Consider the following 24,911-nt stretch of genomic DNA (forward strand, 5'->3'; position numbering starts at 1 on the left):
AGCTCAACTACTATTTTACCGCAATAACTTGACATAGTAAACACGAAAGAGAAATTAGGCATAAAAAAAGCACCATGAACAAATGTCATGGTGATCGATTTTTGAAATAAAATTAGTTTTTTAATTAGTCCTTTGATGAAGTTTTGGACATTTCAACAACTTTTTGGTTGTTGCTCTTGTTTTGACTCTGTTGGTCCCTTTCCTTTGCTTGACATTCTTTACAAATTCCATGAACTTCAACGTTTGAAACTGATGGATCAAATCCAACCTGTTTGGTTGCGTCCTGTAAGTCTTTATCAATTTGTTTGAACTTTGGATCATCAATATCAATAATTTTTCCACAGGTATCACAAATGGCGTGAAAATGGGGATGACTGTAAAAGTCATAGCGATATCCACCATCTGGATTTGGCAATTCAATCACGATTCTAAGCTTTTTAAATAAACGTAAGTTATTGTAAACAGTTGCCATACTTAGGTTGGGAAAGGTTTCTTCCAAAAAATGGAAGATGGTCTCAACTGAAGGATGGTTATTGTGATCGATAAGGTACTTTAAAATAATTTGTCGTTGCGGGGTAATTCGGACATTGTTACTTTTAAGAATGTCCATGGCTTTCCCATACGCTTCTTTCTTCTCTTTTTCATTCATAAATATGCACTCCCATACATTATAATGTTACTCTTTTATTTCAATAATCATTCTAGTAGCTTATGGAACACAATTCAACTGAAATCACTGAAATAATTGAAATCTAGCGGATTTCGGGGATCGGCCTACTTGAGAGAAACCTAATCTTTTTATTATACCTATAAGATTATGCTGATTATTATTTAATAGAATAGAGATATTTGGCTGTTTTAATTCTTGAAAAGTAAACTTGATCATGTGATTTAATAATTCGGAAATTAGATCCGGAGCAATTCCGACCTCAAAGATAAAATTAAATTGGGGTTGGTTATTTTCTAAATTACTAATGGCAAAGATTCCGAGTAGAGTGTGAGTTTTTTTGTCCAACACGCCCCAAATCAGAGCCTGAGATTTCATGATTTTACGCATGTCAAGATTAACTAGATCAGCTGTTCTAGTGGGGTTATACTCACCATCCAGGCGAACATTGGCAATTGTGCGACCATTTAAGAGTGAGGTTATTTCGCCAAGATTCATGGTAGTCAGCCAATCCATTTCAAGGTAAGCGGTAAAAATTGGGTGGTAACTTTCAAGTTTCGTCATGGTTTTTCTCCTTTATATTATTCCAAAATTGTTTGATGTCATGCTCGAGTTCATGAGGGTTGTGAGCAATCTGATAATTTTTCCATTGTTGAGGATAAAGGTTTGTGTACCTTTTCTGGGTAAATCTTTGATCCATTAATACAACGATTCCCTGATCATGTTTACCACGGATGAGACGTCCGGCAGCCTGAAAAACGTTGTTTAAGCCCGGTAGTTGATAAGCATATTCAAATCCGTGACCATTTTCTGCATCAAAGTAGTCCCGAATCAGGTTGGTTTCTGGGTTAAGTCCCGGAAGTCCAACCCCGACAATCCCAACTCCAATTAATTTATCACCGACCAGGTCAATTCCCTCCGAAAAGATGCCACCAAGAAGGGCAAATCCGACAACAGGATGGTCGTTTGGTTGATTGAATTGATTGATAAAGCTGGAACGCGCTGCTTCATTCATGCCAGCTTCTTGTTTGATTGTTTTAACCGTGGGGTGTTGTCTGTTAAATTCATCGTAGATTTTTTCTAGGTACACTCCTGATGGAACAAAGATCAGGTAGTTGCCGGCTTTCCCGCTGATCATTTTGTTGATGGTATCAACAATCTTAGAGATGCTTTGGTCACGTTTTTGAAATGTAGTATTGATGTAAGAAGTGATGATGATATTCTGGTTTGCTTTTGGAAATGGGGAGGGCAGTTGATACTTCAAACTATTTTCTTTGTTACCGAGAACCTTGGCATAGTAGTTCATCGGTGAAAGGGTGGCCGAAAACAACACTGCTCCGCCACCAAGGTTAAGGGTCTCGGCTAGATTGTGACTTGGATCCATACAGAAGAGACGAACAGTCGTATTCTTACCATTGATGAGGATTCTCGTTTTGTAATTTGGACCATAGTACTCGTTGATTTTGAGGTATCCCGTACACTGAAAGAAAAAATCAAGCACCAAGTCCAGGTCATCACCGTCGTCTTGTTTTGCGATCCATTTCCGGAGGACCTTGACTACGTTAGTGACTGCTTTTGTAAATTTATCCAGTGGATCATCGAGTGCGACTTCGAATTGATGATCTTCCTTTAATGGTTTGGCAATTGCGTTAAATTGACGTTTGAGTGATCGTAACTTGGTTAAGACCTTTGCGTTTTGTTCCTTGTTCTTTGATAGAAGCTTGATAACTTTTTCTAATGGTTCAGATGATAGTTCGGTTGAGTACATGTCACGGGAACGATCGACTAGGTTATGGGCCTCATCAATCAGGTAAAAATTCTGATAATCTTGCACTTCAAAGAAGCGTTGAAGATGGACCTGGGGATCAAATAAGTAATTGTAGTCACCGATGATAACGTCACAAAAAAGGCTGATATCAAGCGAGAATTCAAAGGGATCAAGTGTGTATTTTTTAGCGTACTTTTCCACCACGTCACGCGTGATCTGGTTATTATTTTTTAAAATGTCTTTTAGGGCTGGCTTTAAGCGATCATAGTAGCCAAGCATATAGGGATTATCCTCTGGTGATTTGTCACGTTCATCATCAAACGTAATCTTGTCCTTAGCGGTAAGGGTAATGCTTCGAAGTCGTAATCCGTGATTACTCATGAGATTAATGGCGTCTTCAGCAACTCGTCGAGTACTTTGTTTGGCCGTTAAGTAAAACACTTTTGAGATGAGGTCGTTTCCCATGGCTTTGATGGTGGGAAAGAGGGTTGAAATGGTTTTACCGGTTCCAGTTGGAGCTTCTGCAAACAGGTGGCGGTTAGAAGCGACGGTTTTATATACCGCAGCTGCCAGTTCATGTTGACCCTTTCGATACGTTTGGAAGGGAAATTGAACTTTTTTGGCGGTGATTCTTTTTTCTTCATTTAACTGGTCTTTAAGTTCAAGCCATTCCCCAAATTCGTGAATTAAGTTGTCAAAGAAACGTTTGGAATCTTCGTATGTAATGGAACGTTCCTTTTGTGTAATTTCTTCTTCAGGGGTCTGGACGTACGTCAGTCGCATGGTGACCGACTTAATGGAGGGATTTTTTGTCATCAGCAAGTAGGCATATGCCTTTACTTGTCCCCAGTAAAGAATCATTTTGTTTTCTGGAATATCGTTAAACTCAATGTCAGAGGTTTTGATTTCTTCGATTGTGGCTGATTTATCACTCATGATGACACCATCGGCACGACCATGAACCAGAAAATCAGTCTGATTAACCTGGACTTCTTTTTCTAGGTAGTACTCCTTTTCATAATTACTAGGACGATTTTTTTGAATTTTCCGGTGGATTTTAGTGCCAGCTTGAGCCGTGTTCAGACTACTAAGACTACTATTTAGATCTCCGCTTCGAAGTAAAAATTCAACGAGATCTCTGACTCCAACTTTGTTCACTATGTCCACCTCCTTTTTTCAATAAAAAAACAACTTCAAACGAAGTTGTTTTATTCTTCACGCCAACGATTGAACTCGTTTGCATGAGACCCTAAGTAATTCATTGCCTCTTTGGTTAACCGATCAACCTCAGTTTTTGTTTGATCTGGCATTACGTGATAGAAATTACAAACATATCCTTCAGCAATGTCTTCGTATTGTTCTCTTCGTCCGTAGCCAGCATCGTTAAATAATTTATCTAATCCTTTGACGTCGTTTTTACCGGCTTCATAGACTTGCTGAGCTAGATTAGTTTTGTTTTCACCTAACATTGTAGCGGCATATTTTATGATAAAATCATTCATATCAATGATGATGTTTTGGCGTTGTTTACGTTCTATTTTCTTCTTCGACATATTTTCACCTCACTATTAGTTTAAAGCATTCGCCCAATAAATGAAAATAGAAAGTGAAAGCTTAAAAAGAACGCAAAATTTATGTTATGATAAGCGCACTAAACTTGGTCGAATCCATACATGTGATAAGATTAAACTGATGTTATTAGAGAAGCGGGTGATTGTTTGGATAATTCAGTTAATCAAGTTGTTAAGGACTTGAAGTATTCGATGAATAACAATTTATTGGTAAATTTGACCCAGCAAAATACAACGGTCTTCTATACCGGCGTGGTCGTTGCCCTTGATGCTGCCGGTGCAATTTTGATCACGTACGATGATTACGGGCTTGCTAACGGACTGGTCTATGTTGTTTACGGAGATATCGATGATATTGACTTTCAAAGTGAGGACCTCACCAAGATGGAGGGACGTATCCGTATGTCTCGTCAATTAAAACTGAACGGAACTAAGCAGGAAGTAATGAAGCTTAATTCCAAAAATGATCTGTTGACTCAGATTTTGGGCAATTCTTTTGTTGACCAACAAGCGGTGATGGTGGTAACTCAAGACGGCAATTCCGTTGAAGGGTTCATTAATTCACTGTCGGACTTTGAATTTTCACTTTCCGTTGTTGATAAATTCGACAACGAAAATGTGACCCATAAGACCATCATTAAACCGTTGGTTCGTTCGGTTGAGTTTCTTGGAACCGAGTTAAAGTTATTAACGGATTCTAAGTCAGTTTTATTTGCCAAACACATTGCCCCGAAAGTCATCGACGGACAATTAGCCATTGAAGCCAACTTGTACTCGGCCATGGAAACAGGGAGAAGAATTGTGATGATACCGAAGATTCATTCTGATTTGTTTTTCATTGGTCAGGTGAAAGCGGTTAATTCTGATTCCGTTATGTTTTCGTTGGTTGATATGATGGGACGATTTGGTGGATATGAACTCATTAAGATTGATGAGATTGATAAATTAGTGATTAAAAGTGATTATTTGCGGCTAATTAATCACTTCGTGTCCATCAACTCGGCTAACGGGGTCTTCGTTCAACCCGTGTTAAATAATGATCGAAGTTTTGATTCGACGATTAATCTATTTGAAGCCACGATTCAAATGGCCATCAAATTTCAACGGGTGGTTAGAATAAAAATGAATGACGGCCAATCTTACCTCGGATTTCCCGTGAAGTACGAGCGGGGTCAGATAACCGTTCAAATCGTTGACAAAGCGAAATTATTCGTTGTGAATAATCAACTCATTAATCTTGGAGATATTGACGAGATTGCTTTTGGTTACCTTGACTCATATCTAATTGAGCAACAAATCGGATAAAAAAACGATGGCTCTTATAAAAGTCATCGTTTTTATTTGTTATGAACAATAAACTGCTTAATTATTTTTACTTCATCCTGAGTAGGCTGAATTTGCATACTCTTGATGGCATGAAATCTCTCCACCGTCATGTGTAGGTCAACGGCCATTTGGTTGTCAGGGATGTCATGTTTTTCTTGGAATTTAATTAGATCGGTTGCTACCTGACTAAATTCTTCTCCAATTTTCATTTTGCTTCCTCCTCTACTTCGCTTACTTGACTCTATTATACATTAATTTATTTATTTGAGACAAAGAATACTAGAGCAGAAGCAGAACTACTTGAAGTAAAATGACGTTAAAAACAAAGACGAGCCAGTCCACCTTTGTGATTTTAATGGTCTGATAAAAAGTTCGTGGCTGACCTTCGACAAAACCATGTGATTCCATTCCTTGAGCTAAGTTTTCCGACCAGCGAATTGCTGATAAAATGGCTTTAAAGTATAGGGTCGGTGACCACCAGTGTAATTTAACTCCCCGCATCAAACTAGCAGTTTTAATCTTGTTAACTTCGGTTTGAATTTCTGGTAGAAGGTTGAAAGCCGCCATGGCCCCATAAACAAATTTACTTGGGAGGCGGAGGTTTTGCTCTAACGAATTAACCAGTTCGTATAATTTAGTGGTTAACGTGAAGGCCGCTCCATAGACGATGTAAACGTAGATCCGAGTAAATAATAGGATTCCCGCGTGCGTGCTTTTAGCGTATAAAATCTGGGAGATCAGTAACCCAACCGCAGGAATGAAGGCAATCAGAAGGATCCATAACAGATGCTTGAAGTTTACGTGTTTCACTATGAGATAGGCGAGTCCACAGACGATTAGCACACTGTTACCAACGATACTGGTAGTGAAAGAAACTTCTAGGGCAATGATCAATACCAGAACGAATTTTAGACTAGGATTCATGAACATCCTCCTTGTAAGTTAATCGATGATTGGCAAGTTCAATAAAGAAATCAGCATTTTCGACGAGGTCGGTTCGTTGATGGGAAGCAAAAATAATGGTTTTCCCGTTCTTAGCCTCATTCTCAAGGATCCGTGAAATAATGACGGTTGATTTTTGGTCAAGACCAGCGAATGGTTCGTCAAGCATGAGGATGGGCGCATCCCGAATCAACATAATCACGATCTGGAGCTTTTTCTTTTGCCCACCACTTAGTGAATAGACAACCCGATTCAAGAGATTATCAAGATGTAGGGCCTTTAAGAGGTCGTTAATTCGGTCATCAGTCCATTGTTTGGTGATGGCATTTTTCTTGGCTAGAGTCAGTTCGTCTTTAAGCGTGATGGTTAAAAATTGGTCTTCTGAATTTTGGAAAATTAAGTTTTCGGACTTCATGAGAGAGGGAAGTGAAGACTTTTTAATGTTATGATTCATAATTTTGACGACCCCGTTGTACGAATGGAGGCGAGACAGCGCCTTAAAGAAGGTGGACTTTCCGCTTCCATTCTTCCCATTTAGGTAAGTGATTCCGGGATACAGGTCAATGTTTTCTGGTTCAATTAGATTTTGATTACCGTTCGTCATGGAAAAATTTAATAAATTAATCACGGGATCGTTATTTGACATAATCTTGTAGTGGATCTCTTCTTTAGGGTCGTTTGCAAGTTCATCTTTAATCTGATCAGCTGGAACCGCTTGAACGGAGCCAGCTTGGACGTTAAAGAAATGATCAGCCACGTCGAGATAGTCAGAAAGGTTGTGATCGGAGATAATGATGGTCCGATTACTTTTTTTCTTTAACTGGATTAGACGTTCGATGATGTCTTTTTTGCTATCAACATCAACGTTACTAAATGGTTCGTCCAGTAAAAGGACGGGACGTTTCATCGCAACTGTCACGGCTAAGGCAACTTTTTGCTTTTCGCCACCCGACAAGGTGGTAATGGCCCGATTTTTAAGTTCATTAATACCACAAAACTTTAAAGCAGAGTCAATCCGGTTGGGCATTTTAACAGGGTCAACGTGAAGGTTGCCAAGGGCAAAAATGAGTTCTTCTTTGACGGTCTTCATCGCAAACTGATGGTTTGGATCCTGAAATAACATGGCTGGTTTTTCATCCATGTCAATTTTTCCGGTTAGTTGCCCTTTGCTATATTTTGGATACAATTGAGCAATTAGTTTTAAGAGGGTGGTTTTACCACTACCAGTGGGACCAAACAGGAGATTGATGCTATTTGGTTCGAAATTTAAATTGACCTGATTTAGAATTTTATCCTGTTCAGGATATGAAAATGATAGATTTTTAATTGTTATCATTGATTATTCTCCATAAAAAAAGACGTTTCAAGCGCGAGTGCGAGAACGTCCAGCTGATGTATCTAAGCTTAATCTTATATTCCCTGCGCTGGCATTGTCCAAGTCAGGTTCAACGGGTATGATCTCAGCCACTCGGCACCCCTATGTTTAATTAAACTTAGTATATCAAAGATGGCATAAAAATCAATTTTCAATTAGAATAGGGAAGATAGGAAAATGAAGCGGAGGATACTTTCATGAATTCATGGTGGAATCTTATAGGTGTAGTTGCATGGATAGTTGTGTTAATCGTGTTGATCTTTATGATTAAAAATATTCGATCACGACGAATTAAGATGATTATCGAGGATAAAAAAACTTTTGAATGGCGTAATTTTTTGATATCAGTTGGAGAAATTGTTTTTTTTGTTTTGCTGCTGACTTTGATGGTATATACGACTTTCTTCAGAAATATTACTAAAACCAATAATCGAAACGTGATTACGACGTCTCAAGTCGAACCATTGATTATTCAAAGTGATAAGAATGGCTCCTACTACGTAAAGGTTGAAGGTAATAGAGGACCGATCCAGCAGTATTCGTTCTGGCTAAAGAACATTAAGTATCAACTACCAAGTACGAATGCTCAGGTAGTTACTACGCGTGGAAATGCTGAAGTCACTGGCCGTAGTTACAAGTTGAAGCATAAAAACATCAAGTTAAATGACGAGCATTTTCAAAATGCATGGGCCAAGGTGGTTACCCTGAGATACAAAGGAAACTTTTGGAACGGTTTGGGGATGCATGCTGGTAAGGATGCTAACCAATTCATCTTAATCAGAGTTCCAAATAAGACGTTTGTGCAAAAAGAAAAATAATTAATTGACCACCGATAAGTACGTATCGGTGGTTTTGTTTAAATTGAGGTGTTTAAAATGAGTGAAAAAATTCCAGAGACACTGGATGAAATTAAAAATTTGTTAAACGAACTAAAAAAAGATGGTAAAACGATTACACTGGATGAGCTGATCCTTGATAACATCGGGGAATTAGCTCAAGCCTATCTGGACGCAGCGGAAGAAGGCCATTATGACTCTGTAAAAGTAGTTGATGCTAAAACAATTGAATTTGTTAACATCACTGGGAGAACGGTTGGAAAATACGTTTCTAAAGGACAAAGTTTAATTGACGACTTTAAGGATAATTCGCTAAAGTTAGAGTTGGACCTTGAAGCAAGCGCAAATAAGGTCGCAAATGAATAATTTACTTGCAATTTACTGTGTTTATCGATAGCATAGTATTTGTTAAGCGCCCTTAGTGTAATGGATAGCACATGAGATTTCGGTCCTCATGATCCGAGTTCGACTCTCGGGGGGCGCATATATTATTTGCCGGTTATTTTCAAAATACCTATAGAAAGCAAATGTAAGGGCTGACAAAATTATTAAAACTGGTATACTTAGTTAACGGAGATTAAGTCGCAAAGGAGCCTCACTACTTTTGGTAGTGGGGCTCCTTTTGTGCTTAAATAACAAAACATAAAAAATGCTCGTCTGTCAGAATGGTGGTAAAATTTTCTTGAATCAACTTTAGGAGGGAATTTTATGAGTGAAAGTGTAGTAATTTTTGGAGTTGGAAAAGGATTTGGCTTTTCAATTGCCAAAAAGTTTGGTGAAGCTGGCAAGACACCGATTATGGTGGCTAGAGATGCTGATCAGTTAAAGCAATTTGTTAAAGATTTGAATCAAGAAGGGATTAAAGCTGATTTTATTGCTGCTGATGTTACCGATCCAGCGCAGGTAACAAACGTGTTTAGTAAGATTAAAATGGCATACGGGATTCCTCAAACCATGGTTTATAACGTGGGTGATAAGACTCTAGATACACCATTCTCATTACCATTAGACCAGATTAAGAAAATGTACAATACCAACGTTTTTGGTGCCATTACGACAACCCGCCAATTCGTTGGCCTTTCAGACGATCAAAAGGAAAACCGGAACATTCTAATTACTGGCGGTGGAGCTGCTTTTCATCCTACCAAGGGGAATGTCACTTTAGCAGCCACTAAGGCGGCCTTAAGTGATTATGCCTTTTCACTTCATGATGCGGTTCAAGATGATAATATTTACGTTGGCTTGATTACCATTCAGGGGTTGTCTGGTAGTAGTGAAGAGATGCAACCTGATAATGTTGCCAAAGTATACGTGAAAGCCGCTGAAGATCGTTCTGAAAAAGAAATTAAATATCCGGAGAAGCCGTCAGATTTTTAAGAAAGAAGATTAAAAATGGCTGATAAAGAAAAAAGTGCGCTTTTAATCATTGATTACACCAATGATTTTGTTGATGATCAAGGGTCTTTGACCGCCGGGAAGCCAGCTCAAGATCTCGACCAGTCAATTAGCGACTTGGCTGAAAAATTCAAAAATGATGGTCAATTTGTTATTTTTCCCACTGATGTTCATAAAAAGGATGATCCATACAGTCCTGAAACAAAGTTGTATCCAACTCACAACGTACGGGGAACTTGGGGTCGTCAGTTGTATGGAAACGTCGGAAAGTGGTTTGATAAGAACCAAAAGTTAGATAACGTTTGGCAAATGGATAAAACCAGGTACAGTGCGTTTGCTGGCACTGATCTAGATCTTAGATTGAGAGAACGAAACGTTAAGACTCTCCATCTCGTGGGTGTTTGCACCGACATTTGTGTGTTGCACACCGCAATTGCTGGATATAACCTTGCTTACAACTTGGTTATTCATAAAAGTGGGGTAGCAACCTTTTCTAATTTGGGTCAGAAGTTTGCGATGAATCACTTTAAGACCGTCTTGGGTGCCGAAGTAGTTGATTAGGATTGTCATGCCAAATTTTAAGGAATATAATAAAATTAATTGAATAGCTGTATGAGGGGGTGCCAAGTGGCTGAGACTATACCCATTGAACTTGAACTGGTTAATACCTGCGAAAGGAATCGTGCGATCTTTAATTAAGAATATAATTGAAGGCTCCTCATTATTATGAGGAGCCTTTTTGTGTAGGAGATGTTAGTAGTTGATGACAAATAAATTCACCGATGAATTGATAAGTAATGCGACAACAATAATGAATCAAATCATGCATTGTGATTATGTTAGAGGAATTAAAAGCGGTAAAGTACCAGAAGAGGCGCTAATTAACTACGTTCAACAGGACGAAATGTATCTAGACGGTTACGTTAAACAGTTTCAACAAATTCAAACTGAAACAAGTGATGTTAATTTGAAAAAATTTTTAGCAGGTTGCGTTGCCGGAATTAAAAACGAAAGCACACCTCACGAGGTCATGTTAAAAGTTGCAAAAGTGACTGATGATGAGCTTCCAGATGACCGCATGTTCAACGTTACCAAGGATTACGTTGAAAGTATGCGTGAAGCCGTGAGCACTAAGTCGATTCTAGTTGGATTGAGTGCACTTGCGTCGTGTATTTGGACTTACTATGTAGCTGCTACTGAACTAAATAAAACTAGCCTTGTTAATAATCCATTTAGTGACTGGATCAAATTCTACGCTGATGCAGATGAGGTAAAGCAAATTTTTGCTTTTATTAATCTCCAGGCAGAAATTCATCCAAACGAAAGGGCCACCGCAAATCAAGTTTTTCAGAATAGTTGTCATTATGAATTGGATTTTTGGAACAAAATGTATAACGCTTAGAACTTTTTAGGAGGGAACTATGAGTAGTGAAATAAATCAATATCCAGAAGCACTAACAATTGCTGGGACTGATTCTGGTGGTGGAGCAGGGATGGAAGCTGATATTAAAACGATGCAGGCCTGTCAGGTTTTTAGCACCAACGTGGTAGTGGGAGTGACGGCACAAAACACCATTGGTGTTCAAGATACGTATCCACTTCCGAAAAAGATTATTGATGAGCAGTTTGCTTCCGTTTGCGATGATTTTGATATTAAAGCAACTAAGACCGGAGCTTTGTTTGACGAAGAACACGTTCATTTAGTGGCAGATAACATTAAAAAGTACAAGTTAGGTCAAATTGTTGTTGATCCTGTTATGGTAGCCAAGGGAGGGTCAGTGCTACTTGAAGCCGGCGCCATTAAAACCTTGATTAACGAACTGATCCCATTGGCCGATTTAGTAACACCAAACTTACCTGAAGCGGAAAAGATTACGAATCAGTCCATTGCATCTGATGAAGCAATCAAAAGGACAGCACGAAAAATTCAAATTGCTGGTGCTAAAAACGTCATGATTAAAGGCGGACATGGTACGGATAAGATCGTAAAGGACTATGTTCTTTTACAAGATGGATCTGATTTTTGGTTGACTGCCGAGCGGGTGAATACGGTTCGGACTCATGGCACGGGAGACACGCTTTCTTCAGCAATTGTCGCGGCTTTAGCGCGTGGTGAAAGTATGGAAACTGCCATTCGCTTTGGGAAAGATTATCTGGATAAAATTATCAGGGAACCATTAATTATTGGTCATGGACACGGGCCCCTAAATCATGGAATGTGGGAGTAATAAATATGCAATTTAACAAAAAAATGCTGCAAATATACCTGGTGGCGGGTACCCAAAATTTTGCTGGTTCTGAAACTGAATTTTTGGATCACATTGACCAAGCTTTAGATGCTGGTGTTACAGCTTTTCAGTACCGTGAAAAGGGTGTAGGTTCACTTACGGGTTTGAAAAGGATTGAGATGGGAAAGAAACTTCGTCATTTAACCACTAAACATCATACTCCACTAATTGTGGACGATGACGTGGATTTGGCTAATCAGATTAATGCGGACGGGATCCACGTTGGTCAAAGTGATGAGAGCGTGCAAAAGGTGATTCATGATAATCCAGAAATGATAGTTGGATTGTCGATCAGTACCAAAGAAGAGTTAAAACGTAGTGAACCTCTCACTGGCATTGATTATTTAGGAATTGGACCAATTTTTCCGACCACTAGTAAAGCGGATGCCGAGTCACCGATTGGCGTTTCTGGTTTAGTTCAACTACAACGACAGGTCTCTTTACCGGTAGTTGCGATTGGTGGAATTAATGCAAGTAACTGTCAGTCAATTTATCAGGTTTCAAACGCTGGAATTGCGGTAATATCAGCAATTATGGACAGCACTAACGTTGAAAAGACAATTAGCAAACTAGAGAGGAAATGATAGTATGACGTCGATTTTAGAAGAAATTAGAAGGGAAAATCCCGTTGTTTTGGACATTCCTAACATGGTGACCCCACAGAAAGTAGCGGATGCAATTAGTTATGTTGGTGGCTCACCAATTATGTGTGACTCTTCAAATGAGGGTCATGACTTGGTGGCAATTGCTAACAGTTTGGTCCTAAACCTGGGGACGATGAACGATGATAGTATTAAATTAGATATAATTGCTGGTCAAGCGGCTAATAACCGTCGTTTACCGGTGGTGGTTGATCCAGTTGCTGTGAGTGCCTCAGAATTAAGAACGGAAGTTTTTAAGAAGATTAGTAGTGAAATTAATATTGATGTCTTGCGTGGCAACGTTGGTGAGATTGCCTTTATTGCCGGAATTGACTGGGGCAGTCGTGGAATTGATGCTGCTGACGGTAATGGTGATCGCGTTCAGGTTGCTAAAATGGCTGCTAAACAATTTCATTCCACGGTTGTCATTTCAGGAGTTGACGACGTAATTTCGAATGGGGAGGAAACGTATGTGGTCCACAACGGCAGTCATGAATTAGCAATCAACGTTGGATCTGGAGATGTTTTAGATGGTGTCATTGGCGTGGTTGCCGCTCACCATCAAAGTGTTCATGAAATTGCACTAGGGACGGCTATGGTTGGCATTGCTGGTGAACTAGCGGAGCAAAAATATCCGGATGAGCCGGCGTCATTTGAAGTCGAATTCTTCAATAATTTGTACCGACTGGATGACCATCATCTTTCCGATACAATTAAAATTGAAAAAAGCGATGATTAGAATAAAAGCGACCAATTGTTAACAATTGGTCGCTTTTATTTAGTTTTAAGTTTAACGACGACGATGTCTTAAGAACGTAAAGAAGTGAAGCAAGATTGCTAGAAGAACATAGAAAATAACCACAAATGCTACGTAGAAGAGCCAAAATTCTCCGTTAAATTTCAGTCCAAAAACTAATCCTTCAATTAACATTGTCACTAGTGACATTACTGCAATCATACAAAATAATTCGATATAACGTTTCAAAGTACTATCATCCTTTCGTGGCTTGTTGGCAATCTTTTGTCCCCACCGTTTACACAGTTCAATTTTTTTAGGGTCAGGAATTCCCTTACTTCCCCAGGTATGTGTTCCAATAACCTCTCCAAGTTTGATTAGACCAGCTGCGGTCATGATCTTATCAATGGTCCGAAAGGTTTGATCGGTAATGCCGGTAAAGAAGTTTTGAAATGAGGAGAGAAAGCAAGTAGTCAGACTTAGGTAGTGTTTGTTTTTAAACTTACCGGGCAAGGTATCACCAATACTGTTCATTTTAACCATTCGATGACGCATGCAATCGAATAGATTTTTGGTAACTCCTGATAAATCAGCAAAGTACGTCGGGGATGCAATGATCCAGACGTCCGCTTCTTCCATTTTCTTTTCAATCATGTCAAGCGTTGGATTGGGGTTTTTGAGATTATCTGGTTTGATGTCATAATCTTGCAGAAATAATGTCTCAACCTGCGCATCCTTTGGAAGACCTGAAATAACTGCGTTAAGGTACTTAGCAGTCAAGCCATCCTTACTTTGTGATCCTAAAAATGCTAGATAACGCAAATTTATGACCTCCTTTGAAATTAATTAATTCTTTCTATTTCATGTTATATTTTTGTGAAACTAATATCAATTAAAAAACCCATCATTAATGATGGGTTTTGATTATGTGGTTTTAACGTGTCTCCCAATTGCCTGCTGATGAAGATGATCTGGCTGGATTACTCGTGCAAAAGCGTAAATAAACGGTGCAAACATGTAAGCATTAGTAAGTTGGGTTTCAATGATGCCTTGAACAGCAAGGGCAATTAAAATCACACAAAGGAAATAGTTATCGTCCTGTTTAGCCTTGTAAGCACTAGCAAGAAATAATGCCAGTATCAACATTAAACCAATGAAACCGGTACTTAATAAGATGAACAAGAACGTGTTATCGACCCACAAGTTTGATCGGGCACCCAACAGGGGCATATTTTGTCCAATTAGCTTTGGCGAATAGAAATATTGAATGACGGTTAACTGTTGTCCGGGACGACCGGAAAGGGCACGATTCAACACGTTGAATAATGGCAGTGATGAACCCCAAGCGACCATGCCGATTCCTACTACGAAAGTCAATGAAACCAGGATCCAAGTGATTTTTAGTAGTAGGTGAGTGATTTTGGGAACAAAGCTCAAAGCGAATCCAAGTACTAGGATAGCTCCAGCAACCATAAATCCGCGTGAACCAGTCAGGTAGGCAATGATTAAGTAACTAACGAAAATAAAGGCATATACGAGGTACGTCAGTTTTTTTCGACTGTGTTGTATTAGCAAGAGGGCCGAACAGCAAATGCTTAAGATGAAACCACTTAAGACGTTTGGATGAGTGAATCCAATTGCATATCTAGTGGATGAGCCTCTGGTAAAGGAAATGGCATTTTGTGGTGGAAACACGTGTAAAATCAAAAAGGCTAAAATCACGAATAGAACAACGAGCTTAGTTGCAAGGTCGATGGTTGCGAACGCATCTTGATTTAGTAAGTCAGCGTTGGCCATGAATAAGAACAATAAAAATAGGGTACTGGTAATCACATTTAAATGAAAAAGATATGACAAGATAAAGATGATTGCCATGATTATGATAATTGTCCACTGTTTAGGGTTATGTCTCCTGGTAAGTAATAGTACGATTTGGATTCCAATGACAACTAACGTGATTACCCCTGCGATTTGCCATTGCAAGAAACTTTTAGCGGAATATACGTTATTAAATTGACTGTTCAAAAGGATTACTGATGATGCCAGAAAAATAACGTAACTCAGCACGTACACGAGCTGATATAAATGATTTTTATTGGTTAAAGCCATTAATTAAATTCTCCAATTATTGGGTCATCTTATCGGTGAAGAAGTATTCTGCGATGATCTTAACGATGGATGGGTTCTCGTGCAGCATTGTGTGCTGAGCTTGAGAACTGTTTCCGTGATATACGTAGAGCTTGTAACTTTTGACGTAGCCAGTCACAAGATTCTTCATTGGGATTTCACTTTTCATTGTAACTTCGCCATCCGTTCCAGAATGGTTCATATCCCCAACTAGATTAAGAATCTGAAGGTCTTTTGGGAGGTTCTTTACGTCGGGATCGTTTGGAGCATAGTTCGTTGCAAGCGAGATAAATTTTTTAACCTTTGGAACGTTTTTAAGATTGGGATAATGAGCTAGGTAATAGTAAATAATGTTTCCACCAGACGAATGCCCAATCATGTTAACTGAACGAACGTTGTACTTCTTGTACAGATAGCGCATTACGTTTGGCATTTGGGTTGATTGAAAATAGGGATGATGATTGTCCTGAAAGACAATTTGTACGGTCGGATTATCAGCACCAAACTTATGGAATTGTTTAGTGGTTTTAACGGTACCATCCTTTTTCACATACAGTTGTAAGGTTTTGGTTGCTAGGTGGTAACGATTTAGGGTGTCAACCATGTAACCAGTCGTGATGTTATTTCCACCTAGTCCGGGAATGAACACAGTAGCGGTATCGCTTTGATTAACGTCTAATTTACTGAGAAAACTACCATGGTTATGCCAATAATAATAACCGCCACCGGCGAAGATGGCGATCACGATGATGATAAAGAGGGCAATGAATGATTTGGTGTGTTTTCTTTTTTTGATGTGCATTGCAAACATTCCTTTTAATTATTTTAAATTTGTACACTAACATCTAACATCATATAACAATTAACGTGATTCAGCTAGATGGTTGAAATGAATTGATCTTTAAAAGGCAATAAAAAATAGCCAAGCGCAAGGGCTTAGCTATTTTGTTTAAATAAGTCTTAACTATTTGATTGGGGTATTCTCCATGTTGGTTCTAACAATAATCACATCACAGGCGGCATGTGAGTTAACGTATCCGGCAACTGAACCCTCAAGCATGCGGTACAAGCGACCCTTACCAGTCGCTCCCATCATAATTAGATCGGTTTGATGGTCCTTGGGAAATTCGTAAGTAATTACTTCTCTAGGACTTCCAAACCGAGCATGGATATGAATATCGTCAATGCCAGTTTGGTCCTTGACTTTCTTAACTAAATCCTTTAAATAGTTAAGTTCTTCATTAACGATTTGGGTGATAACACTGCCATCAACAACTCCTAGGCTGTATCCATAATTAGTGGTGTTAATCACGTTTAAGACGTCAATTCGGCCTTTATTTCTTTGTGCTACCGCTGCCGCCTTGTATAAAGCAGCCTCTGCTTCTTTTGATCCATCAACTGGTACTAGAATGTGTTTGTATCCATTTAGCATTATGAAAGCCTCCGTTTTAGTTTTTCACTGGTAAAATTTGTTCGGCACTGGCAAGGACGTGTCCTGCCATTTTTTTCTTTAGTTCATTAAGCCAAAAGCCGTTGGTTAAATCTAGTTTTTGATCCAAGGCGTAAACATACAACTGATAATCGTGTGGTTTATCGGGAGGAGTAGGACCAATGTAGTGTTGATTTAATTTTGAATCAGTAACGTGTACTAGTCCACCAGCTAAACTATTTTTCCCCAAAGTCATGTTAATTGATTGATCTTGGCTAGCATTTTCTGGTATTTCAGATATATTTGGATCAATGTTAGCAGCCACCCAATGAATGTAAGTAAAACCACAAACTGGGATTGAATCATCGTCGAGTAGGATAACTACTAGTGACTTTGCGTTTTTTGGGATATCAGAGATTTTGATCGGGAATGAAATGATTGGATTACCATCTAACATTTCATCTGGGTCAGCGTGTTTAGTATACTTATCAGGTAAAAATCCATTTTGAAGTGGAGTATTAATTTTCATAATAGTGCCTCCTATACACTTCATTATACCAAATTCATTTGAATATAAAAAAATAAGGAACTATAAATAGTTCCTTATTTAACAAATTGCAAGGTGTAAAAGCCCTGACCATTCCGCTCAATTGTAAAGTTAGAGTAACCAGCTGCTAACCAACTGCTTTGAGTAGCGTGTGCATAGTTTTTAGCGTCTTGAACCGAGTCAAATGATTTTGGTGTAGCAAACATCGAACTAGAATCACTCGTTGAATTATTTCCATTGGAATTATTTCCGTTTGATGATTGTGACCCACTTTGATTTGTTGGTGCTTGTTGGTTCCTGTTTACTGACGCTTCCTTGTTGGTCGTAGCTTGTTCCGCCTTATTAAAGTGTTTTGCTTTCTTTTCTGATTGAATAGCTCTGCTACTCTGTTGACTTGTGGAGGATCCATTCATCCGATTCCCACTGCCGCTTGTCAGAAAGTGAATTCCAAAGACTAGCAGGATCACAATCACTACTAGACCTAGAACCCATGGCCAAGCCTTAAAGTTTTTCTTTTGGTGCTTTGGACCATTTGCGGCATTAAAGTCATAACGTTCGTATCTCGAATCTGGATCTTGACTATTCATAAGAATCCCTCCATCCATTTCAAGAAAAACAAGATGCATACGCATTATAACAAAATCCTTATGATTTTGCATTAACTTAACTAATGGTTGACCTGATCATCATCGACCTGTTCATTGACGCTTTTAGCATTGAGCATGTTGCCAGTGCGCTGATAACTAAAGACACCCCAGTAAAAGAACAGTAGTGCAACTACAATAATTACGATAAAATCATATGGGTAATGAATCCAGTTTTGACCACCGAATGGTGCGGATCCGATATACGAAAACGCTGACATAAAGATTAAATAGGCGACCATCCAAGCTCCTCCACGAAACTTGGTCAGGGTATTTTTCCAGCCGTTCTTGTTTTCGTAGAAGAAGTAAAACGGCAGCCCCAGCATAATAACAAGGATAACTTCAATAGTAGTAGGCCACATTGCCCAATAAATTGCCAAACTAGCAAGAACAAAGGCAAGTGGTGCCATAATTCCAGCAAAACTAATTTTGACTGGACGTTTGAAGTGAGGAGCGTGGAGACGTAATGATCCAAGGGTAACTGGACCAGTCAAATATGCAATTAAGGTTGACGTTGAGATAACACTGGCTAAAACAGCCCAGTTTCTGAACACTGATACCAAGATACAACTGACAATCCAGTTTACGATCATTGCGATTCTAGGAGTTCCCCATTTTTGGTTAATCTTACCTAAAAACTTTGGCATATGACCATTTTCGGTCATTGCTGCTAGTGTCCGACTAGTTGAAGCAACAAATGATACTCCGGTCCCAAAGGGTGAAACAAAGGCATCTAAATAGAGTAGAATTACTAGCCAGTTCAAGTTCAACATAATGGCTAAATCAGCAAATGGTGAACTGAAATTAAGACCATGCCAACCGTATTTGGCTAAGGTTGACGGGTCAATAACACCAACGAAAGTGAACTGTAACATAACGTAAATGATGATACTGATTAAAAGTGAAATAACGATTCCCCGCCAGATGTTTTTCTTAGGATTGGTAATCTCATCACCAACGTTTATAACCGTTTGAAAAGCATTATAAGAGAAGATGATTCCAGATACGGTGGTAGCCGCAAAGATTGGAGCCGTTCCGTATGGGAAAAATCCACCAGTTTGAACGTTGTTAAAGTTTCCGGGATGAAAACCAGAAGCAAGTAGCATAATAATGGTAAGAACTGGAACTACAATTTTAAAAATTGAAGTCAAAGTAGTGAAACGAGTCAGTAAGTTGACTGACCAGTAGTTTAACAAGGTGAACACTAAGATGAAGAGAAAAACGACGAATAACCCTTCGGTAGTAACCGTGCCATTGGCGTAAAACCCGTGAGTCCAGTTGGCCCATGACCAGGGCCATGAACTCATGTATTGAACGGCAGCGACCGCTTCAATTGGAAGCAGCGTTACAAGTGAGACCCAGTTAGACCATGATGAGATGAATCCTAGAAGAGGGCCGTGGGTATACTGGGCATACTTACTCATCCCTCCACTTTCTGGGAACATGGTTCCTAATTCAATGTAATTAAACGCAATTGCACCAATCACAACGGCACCGATGATCCACGAAATAATGGCAGCTGGACCAGCGGTTTTAGCACCCTCCCAGGCACCGAATAACCATCCTGAACCAATGATGGAGCTTAGTGCCAGCATCGTGACACTGAAAAGGCTCATTTTTGGTTTAGTAACATTTTGATTTGAATTGTCCTTCGAATTTTCTTTTTTCATAAGTATCCTTTCTTTTTGCGTATTCGACGAATATAACAAAAATGATTATGGTTGTAAAATTGAAAAACACTATTTGATGGGGATTTTAGCCGGGTTGTATTCCCTTTCATTCCTATCGTTGATACTCTCTAATTTCAATCAAATTTTTATCTGGATCATTGATAAATAGTGAATTCATTTTACCGTTATGTCCCTGACTTTCGATCGGTCCTGCAACTACTTCAATAAAGTAGTTGGCTAAATGTGACTGGATTGAGTCAAGTGGATCCCTTGCAACCACGCTGAAACTGGTAGAACCAGGAGTTGGATTTTCTGGTTTAACATTATCTTCCTTGTTTGTGACACAAACGAGTCGTTGGTGACCCAGCTGAAATTCAATTCTAGAATCAGTTTCGATCACAACTGGTAAGTCTAAAACCTCATGGTAAAAGCGCATCGATTTCTCGATGTCGTTTACCAATAGGGTGATGTGATCAATATCTTTGATTTTCATAGGCACTCCTCTTTTTTAAAAATGTACATACAATTATACCACTCAAATTCACCTGATTGACGTTGATTGCGATTCGGTGTTACGGTATAAGTTATGAAATAATGGAGGGAATTATATAATGGCGTTATTAAGTGTATCTAATCTAAGTATGAGTTTTGCCGACAAAGACCTGTACTCGGATGCTACATTTCAGCTAAATAAAGGTGAGCACATGGGAATTGTGGGCCAAAATGGGGTTGGAAAATCAACTTTGATTAAGATTTTGACCAATAAGCAATTGCCCTTATCTGGTGACATCAAATGGCAAAAGGGGACCAAAGTTGGTTACCTAGATCAGTACGTTAATATTCCAAAGGGAATGACACTGATTGATTTTTTGCATACTGCCTTTTCAGACCTCTACAACATGAATCAGCATATGAGCGATTTGTACGTAAAATATGCCGACAATATGGACGAAAAGTTACTTGAACAAGCGGGAAGAATCCAAGAACAACTTGAATCTCGTAATTTTTATGATATTGATACTGAAGTCGAGCAGGTGATTAATGGATTGGGTCTTGACGACATTGGAAGAGACCAAACCATTTCTGAAATGAGTGGGGGACAACGCTCTAAGATTATTTTAGCGAAATTAATTTTGGAACATCCCGATGTAATTTTGCTTGATGAACCTACTAACTATCTGGATACGGCTCACATTAATTGGTTGGAAGATTATTTAAATAGTTTTGATGGGGCAGCGATGATCATTTCCCATGACTACGACTTTCTAGAAAAAGTAACGAATTGTATCGTGAACGTTGCGTTTGGGAAGGTCACTAAGTACCGTGGTGACTTCAAGTCCGCCATGAGACAAAAAGACGAAAAAGAAATGACCCAGCAGCGGGAGTACGAGAAACAACAAGAAGAGATCTCCAAGGCCAAAACTTTTATTCAGAAAAACAAGGCCGGAAGTCATTCCAATATGGCTAAATCACGGGAAAAGATGTTAAAACGAATGGATGTGATTGAGCCACCTTCAAGTAACATTCAAGCTTCTTTTGACTTTCCGTATGCTGATACTGGATCCCAGAACGCACTAGTGGTTGACCAACTGTCAGTTGGTTACGATCAACCGTTACTTAAGCCAGTTACCTTTTCCGTTAATACTGATCAGAAAGTTGGGCTTCAGGGCTTTAATGGGGTTGGGAAGTCAACCTTAATTAAATCAATCCTCGGACAAATTCCGGCAAAGGGGGGAAAGGCTAACTTTTCTCCATCCGCGAAGGTTAACTATTTCAGTCAAGACTTGATCTGGCCGAATAGTAAGATGACACCCCTGCAAATCATTCAGGATAAGTATCCCAAGTTGACACAGAAGGAGATTCGTTCCCAGCTGGGTCGCTGTGGACTCGACGCTGCTAACGCCATGAAACCAATTGGTGAGCTTTCTGGTGGAGAACAAACTAAGGTCAAATTGGCTTTGATGGAATTTGTAAAAAGCAATTTCTTAATCATGGATGAACCGACTAATCACCTAGACGATGAGACTAAAAATGCTTTAAAACGGGCAATTATTAAATTTCCTGGGAATGCCATCATTGTTAGTCATGAAGCCAGTTTTTATGATGGATTGGTTGACAAGACCATTGATGTTGAAAAATTAAGTTTAAACCAAAAATAAAAAGGCACTTCATTTTGAAGTGTCTTTTCGTTTGCTTATTTTTGGTTGAAAGTTCCATTTTCAACTTGTCTAATGAAGTTGGCCAAATGGTCGTAGTAGACGGGGGCATTATCAATCATGTGGTGATGACCACCGTTTGGGGTTGAAACGAATTGAGCGTTTGGAATCATTTTAGCCATTCGTTTTCCGGTTTCCATTGGCATGGTTTCGTGTTCACCAAAAGTGACCAGTGTTGGAACTTTGATGTCCTTTAAATAATCAGTAAAGTTCCAGTCTTTTAACTTTCCAGTGATGACAAATTCGTTATCACCCTGAAAGGCGTTATAGATCGGTTTGCTCATGGTATCAATGACGTGGGCAATTGCAGGGGGTTGCTTTCGATCCACATATTCACGGTTTAAGAGTTCGACCAGTTCCTGATACTTATCGTTATCGTAATCGTTATTTGCTTCGCATTTTTTCATGTACGCTAATTGTTCGGGGGTGAGCGCTTTTTCTCTAATTTGAGCTAAATGGTCAGTATAGTCCCCGATCCGATCAACCATTGAAGAAATAATGGCACCTTTCAGGTGATCACCATATTTAGCGGCGTACATCTGAACTAAAGCACCACCCCAAGATTGACCAATCAAATAAAATTTATCGATTCCGAGTTTTTGTCTAACCTCTTCAACCTCGTCAAGGAAGTAGTCGTAGGTTAAAACCTTGTTAGCTACCTTCGGATCATCAAAATCGGGAGTGTCGGAGTACCACGAACCTAATTGATCGTACATGTGAACTTGGACGTTTAGTCCTTGTTTTTTCAGTTGTTTCGCAGTGTTTTCCCAGTATTCATGTGTTCCACCCGGGCCACCATGAAGGGCGAGAAGATGAATGTCTCCGGTCCCTTGAGTGTTAGTCCATAGGTGGTAACCATTATCTAATGTAATGATTTTAGTTCCTTGTTTCATAACATTCACCTACCTAATTAGTTTAATTATTATGATAACACTTTAAAATGGTAAAAAAAGTGTGGAAGAATCAACGTACCCGTGTGATACACGTTCAAACGTGTACATAACAATTATTCTAGGATATAATGGGAACGGTTTAAAAAGGAGTAGGATCGGAAATGGAGTTCCGTATAAAACGTTTCATTAAAAATGTAAACGTTTGTTATTTTTGGGCTTTTGTGGTCGTAGCCTTAATCTTTATTGGGATGTTTAGTTACGCATCGCCACTTTATTATTTTGATTATTCGCCCGACGTTAACTGTTTCTTTACGGTCGGCAAGGGTATGATGCACGGACTAGTTCCGTACAAGGATGTTTTTGAGCAAAAGGGGCCATACGTTTATCTGCTTTATGGGCTCGCTTATTTAATCAGTCACTATTCGATTATTGGAATTACCATAGCAGAAATAATTGCATTAGCAACCTCGTTATTTTTGGTTTTTAAAACCGCTCATTTATACGTTAGTAAACCAACTGCTTCAATTTTGGCACTTATAACGCCCTTTTTCTTAATGTTTCAAGAGTATTTTACCTATGGTGGCCTGGCGGAAGAATTCGTGTTTCCGATGATTTTATCGGCCATTTATTTAACTTTTAAAGCATGCCACAATCATTTTGCGATTAGTAACGTGAACTGGTTAGTTCAGGGATTCCTAGTTGGGGTGGTTTTTTTATCTAAATACACGCTGTTGGGCACTTGGATTGCTTTTTACATTATTTTTGCGCTGGTTTATTTGTATCATAAAAAGTTTAGTAGTCTTTTTAAGTTGATCTTTTCAAGTGGCGTTGGTTTTTTGGCCGCGATAGTACCCTGGGGAATTTATTTTCTCGTTACTAACTCGTTTAAAGCCTTTTACGACGTTTATTTTGTTTCCAACATGACGGTTTATAGCACCTCAGCTAATGGTGGAATTTTCACGAAGATTGCTGGCTCACTAGCCATTTTTAGTGAATTTTTAATTGATAAACCGCAACTCTTTGTTTTGGGTGCAATTCCGTTAATTCTTTTTGTCGTCTTTAATCATGGGGCGGAAAAGAATATTTTTTTGTGTATGATGTTTGTGAGTGCTTTTTTTGCTGTTTACAGCTATACCCCAGATACCCTATACGTCTATTACCAATTAGCGTTTATGCCGTACGTTCTTGTAACGTTGGTCGTTTTAATTGCTAAAGGACTAAATTATAAGCAAATTACATTGCCTAGTAAGCGACTTGTTTCGACGTTTATTTTGATGACGCTTTTAGTCCTGTTCTTTACCATGGGGGTTAACGGTAATTTTCAAAAATCAAAATTATTTCCGAATAACAATCAGGAAACGCTGGATCCTAGTGATCCGCAGACCGCGCAAAAGAAGTTTGGCAAAATTATTAGAAAAGAGAGTAAGGGAACTCCAACCCTTCTCAACTACGGATATCTTGATCTTGGCATGTACACGGTCTCAGGAGCACTTCCCACGCAGTATTATTTCCAGATCAACAATATCTCGTATGATAAGAACCCTAAAATGGTCGAGTCACAAAATAAAGTTGTTAAAAAGAAGGCGGTTGAATGGATTGTCGTAAAGACCAATCAAGCTGATTCAATCAAAACATACTTTGGCAGACACGATTCTACTAGACCAGCATCCAAAACCCTGTTAGAGAATTATCGGGTCGTATCCACTCATGAACAAAAGGCTCCCAATAATCGGAAGTCAGTATATTGGTTACTAAAAAGAAAAGCATAATCTTAAAATAAGGTTATGAAGTCTGGCGTCTCCGCGTTTGAGTGGAGGAATGTGGTATAATTGCTTTTATT

The 24,911-nt window shown here is 39.0% G+C and carries 27 protein-coding genes, 1 tRNA gene and 2 riboswitches; of the genes, 12 read left to right on the forward strand and 16 right to left on the reverse strand.

Annotation, left to right across the window (positions count from 1 at the left end; all coding sequences use genetic code 11):
• Positions 1–124 precede the first annotated feature (124 nt).
• The 4 genes from AC6UD4_RS01170 to AC6UD4_RS01185 form a co-directional block, all read right to left on the reverse strand.
• Positions 125–649 carry a Fur family transcriptional regulator gene (locus AC6UD4_RS01170; RefSeq protein ID WP_500693472.1) on the reverse strand — a complete coding sequence of 175 codons (525 nt, stop codon included), beginning with the start codon at positions 647–649 and terminating at the stop codon, positions 125–127.
• A gap of 84 nt (positions 650–733) precedes the next feature.
• On the reverse strand, positions 734–1,231 hold the full coding sequence (locus AC6UD4_RS01175) for a GNAT family N-acetyltransferase (RefSeq protein WP_500693473.1): 498 nt from the start codon (positions 1,229–1,231) through the stop codon (positions 734–736).
• Positions 1,218–3,596, reverse strand: a complete 2,379-nt coding sequence (locus AC6UD4_RS01180) for a helicase C-terminal domain-containing protein (protein ID WP_500693608.1) — start codon at positions 3,594–3,596, stop codon at positions 1,218–1,220. Before AC6UD4_RS01180 ends, AC6UD4_RS01175 begins: the two co-directional genes overlap by 14 nt.
• 47 nt (positions 3,597–3,643) lie before the next feature.
• Positions 3,644–3,988: a hypothetical protein gene (locus AC6UD4_RS01185; RefSeq protein ID WP_500693474.1), complete on the reverse strand. Its 345-nt coding sequence runs from the start codon at positions 3,986–3,988 to the stop codon at positions 3,644–3,646.
• 165 nt (positions 3,989–4,153) lie between these two features.
• Here AC6UD4_RS01185 and AC6UD4_RS01190 point away from each other — a divergent pair, with 165 nt between their 5' ends.
• Positions 4,154–5,311 carry a hypothetical protein gene (locus tag AC6UD4_RS01190; RefSeq protein WP_500693475.1) on the forward strand — a complete coding sequence of 386 codons (1,158 nt, stop codon included), beginning with the start codon at positions 4,154–4,156 and terminating at the stop codon, positions 5,309–5,311.
• A 32-nt stretch (positions 5,312–5,343) separates the two neighbouring features.
• On the opposite strand, the gene AC6UD4_RS01195 is transcribed toward AC6UD4_RS01190, so the two are convergent.
• The 3 genes from AC6UD4_RS01195 to AC6UD4_RS01205 all read right to left on the reverse strand — a co-directional run bounded on the left by AC6UD4_RS01195 (position 5,344) and on the right by AC6UD4_RS01205 (position 7,610).
• Positions 5,344–5,541, reverse strand: coding sequence for an LBP_cg2779 family protein (locus AC6UD4_RS01195; RefSeq protein WP_500693476.1), 198 nt, complete (start codon positions 5,539–5,541; stop codon positions 5,344–5,346).
• A gap of 70 nt (positions 5,542–5,611) precedes the next feature.
• Positions 5,612–6,256 carry an energy-coupling factor transporter transmembrane component T family protein gene (locus AC6UD4_RS01200; protein ID WP_500693477.1) on the reverse strand — a complete coding sequence of 215 codons (645 nt, stop codon included), beginning with the start codon at positions 6,254–6,256 and terminating at the stop codon, positions 5,612–5,614.
• The gene (locus AC6UD4_RS01205) at positions 6,246–7,610 is read right to left on the reverse strand and encodes an ATP-binding cassette domain-containing protein (RefSeq protein ID WP_500693478.1); all 1,365 of its coding nucleotides are present in this window, start codon (positions 7,608–7,610) and stop codon (positions 6,246–6,248) included. Before AC6UD4_RS01205 ends, AC6UD4_RS01200 begins: the two co-directional genes overlap by 11 nt.
• 63 nt (positions 7,611–7,673) lie before the next feature.
• A riboswitch (TPP riboswitch) is annotated at positions 7,674–7,763 on the reverse strand.
• Positions 7,764–7,846: 83 nt separating this feature from the next.
• On the opposite strand from AC6UD4_RS01205, the gene AC6UD4_RS01210 reads away from it, so the two are divergent.
• The 9 genes from AC6UD4_RS01210 (at position 7,847) to thiM (ending at position 13,548) form a co-directional block, all read left to right on the forward strand.
• Entirely contained in the window at positions 7,847–8,467 is a 621-nt protein-coding gene (locus tag AC6UD4_RS01210) for an LVIS_2131 family protein (protein WP_500693479.1), read from the forward strand.
• Between the two features lie 57 nt (positions 8,468–8,524).
• Positions 8,525–8,851: a hypothetical protein gene (locus AC6UD4_RS01215; protein ID WP_500693480.1), complete on the forward strand. Its 327-nt coding sequence runs from the start codon at positions 8,525–8,527 to the stop codon at positions 8,849–8,851.
• A gap of 46 nt (positions 8,852–8,897) precedes the next feature.
• Positions 8,898–8,969 (forward strand) — tRNA-Arg (locus AC6UD4_RS01220).
• A gap of 224 nt (positions 8,970–9,193) precedes the next feature.
• Complete coding sequence (locus tag AC6UD4_RS01225; protein WP_500693481.1) at positions 9,194–9,862, forward strand: SDR family NAD(P)-dependent oxidoreductase; 669 nt, start codon at positions 9,194–9,196, stop codon at positions 9,860–9,862.
• Between the two features lie 15 nt (positions 9,863–9,877).
• Positions 9,878–10,441 (forward strand): cysteine hydrolase family protein, encoded by a 564-nt coding sequence (locus AC6UD4_RS01230; protein ID WP_500693482.1) that lies wholly within the window; start codon positions 9,878–9,880, stop codon positions 10,439–10,441.
• Positions 10,442–10,486: 45 nt separating this feature from the next.
• Positions 10,487–10,577, forward strand: a riboswitch (TPP riboswitch).
• 66 nt (positions 10,578–10,643) lie between these two features.
• Positions 10,644–11,282 (forward strand): TenA family protein, encoded by a 639-nt coding sequence (locus AC6UD4_RS01235; protein WP_500693609.1) that lies wholly within the window; start codon positions 10,644–10,646, stop codon positions 11,280–11,282.
• 19 nt (positions 11,283–11,301) lie between these two features.
• Positions 11,302–12,108, forward strand: coding sequence for a bifunctional hydroxymethylpyrimidine kinase/phosphomethylpyrimidine kinase (thiD, locus tag AC6UD4_RS01240; protein ID WP_500693483.1), 807 nt, complete (start codon positions 11,302–11,304; stop codon positions 12,106–12,108).
• A 5-nt stretch (positions 12,109–12,113) separates the two neighbouring features.
• The gene (thiE, locus tag AC6UD4_RS01245; protein ID WP_500693484.1) at positions 12,114–12,752 is read left to right on the forward strand and encodes a thiamine phosphate synthase; all 639 of its coding nucleotides are present in this window, start codon (positions 12,114–12,116) and stop codon (positions 12,750–12,752) included.
• A 4-nt stretch (positions 12,753–12,756) separates the two neighbouring features.
• Positions 12,757–13,548 carry a hydroxyethylthiazole kinase gene (gene thiM, locus AC6UD4_RS01250; protein ID WP_500693485.1) on the forward strand — a complete coding sequence of 264 codons (792 nt, stop codon included), beginning with the start codon at positions 12,757–12,759 and terminating at the stop codon, positions 13,546–13,548.
• Between the two features lie 51 nt (positions 13,549–13,599).
• Here the strand turns inward: thiM and AC6UD4_RS01255 are convergent, their stop codons facing one another.
• From AC6UD4_RS01255 to AC6UD4_RS01290, 8 genes are all read right to left on the reverse strand, one after another.
• Positions 13,600–14,367, reverse strand: a complete 768-nt coding sequence (locus tag AC6UD4_RS01255; RefSeq protein ID WP_500693486.1) for a flavodoxin family protein — start codon at positions 14,365–14,367, stop codon at positions 13,600–13,602.
• Between the two features lie 102 nt (positions 14,368–14,469).
• Complete coding sequence (locus tag AC6UD4_RS01260) at positions 14,470–15,654, reverse strand: O-antigen ligase family protein (protein WP_500693487.1); 1,185 nt, start codon at positions 15,652–15,654, stop codon at positions 14,470–14,472.
• A 16-nt stretch (positions 15,655–15,670) separates the two neighbouring features.
• Positions 15,671–16,474 (reverse strand): alpha/beta fold hydrolase, encoded by an 804-nt coding sequence (locus tag AC6UD4_RS01265; RefSeq protein ID WP_500693488.1) that lies wholly within the window; start codon positions 16,472–16,474, stop codon positions 15,671–15,673.
• A gap of 162 nt (positions 16,475–16,636) precedes the next feature.
• On the reverse strand, positions 16,637–17,104 hold the full coding sequence (locus AC6UD4_RS01270; RefSeq protein ID WP_500693489.1) for a universal stress protein: 468 nt from the start codon (positions 17,102–17,104) through the stop codon (positions 16,637–16,639).
• 16 nt (positions 17,105–17,120) lie between these two features.
• The gene (locus AC6UD4_RS01275; RefSeq protein WP_500693490.1) at positions 17,121–17,630 is read right to left on the reverse strand and encodes a YbhB/YbcL family Raf kinase inhibitor-like protein; all 510 of its coding nucleotides are present in this window, start codon (positions 17,628–17,630) and stop codon (positions 17,121–17,123) included.
• Positions 17,631–17,704: 74 nt separating this feature from the next.
• Positions 17,705–18,235 carry a hypothetical protein gene (locus AC6UD4_RS01280; RefSeq protein ID WP_500693491.1) on the reverse strand — a complete coding sequence of 177 codons (531 nt, stop codon included), beginning with the start codon at positions 18,233–18,235 and terminating at the stop codon, positions 17,705–17,707.
• 80 nt (positions 18,236–18,315) lie between these two features.
• Positions 18,316–19,962: an APC family permease gene (locus AC6UD4_RS01285; protein ID WP_500693492.1), complete on the reverse strand. Its 1,647-nt coding sequence runs from the start codon at positions 19,960–19,962 to the stop codon at positions 18,316–18,318.
• A 112-nt stretch (positions 19,963–20,074) separates the two neighbouring features.
• Positions 20,075–20,455 (reverse strand): VOC family protein, encoded by a 381-nt coding sequence (locus tag AC6UD4_RS01290; RefSeq protein ID WP_500693493.1) that lies wholly within the window; start codon positions 20,453–20,455, stop codon positions 20,075–20,077.
• A 118-nt stretch (positions 20,456–20,573) separates the two neighbouring features.
• Here AC6UD4_RS01290 and AC6UD4_RS01295 point away from each other — a divergent pair, with 118 nt between their 5' ends.
• The gene (locus AC6UD4_RS01295) at positions 20,574–22,121 is read left to right on the forward strand and encodes an ABC-F family ATP-binding cassette domain-containing protein (RefSeq protein ID WP_500693494.1); all 1,548 of its coding nucleotides are present in this window, start codon (positions 20,574–20,576) and stop codon (positions 22,119–22,121) included.
• A 35-nt stretch (positions 22,122–22,156) separates the two neighbouring features.
• Here AC6UD4_RS01295 and AC6UD4_RS01300 read toward each other — a convergent pair whose 3' ends face one another.
• On the reverse strand, positions 22,157–23,071 hold the full coding sequence (locus AC6UD4_RS01300) for a proline-specific peptidase family protein (protein WP_500693495.1): 915 nt from the start codon (positions 23,069–23,071) through the stop codon (positions 22,157–22,159).
• A gap of 161 nt (positions 23,072–23,232) precedes the next feature.
• On the opposite strand from AC6UD4_RS01300, the gene AC6UD4_RS01305 reads away from it, so the two are divergent.
• A complete protein-coding gene (locus AC6UD4_RS01305) occupies positions 23,233–24,840 on the forward strand; it encodes an ArnT family glycosyltransferase (RefSeq protein WP_500693496.1) in 1,608 nt (535 codons plus the stop codon).
• Positions 24,841–24,911: the final 71 nt, after the last annotated feature.

This window comes from Fructilactobacillus sp. X3R5C2, assembly GCF_059901175.1.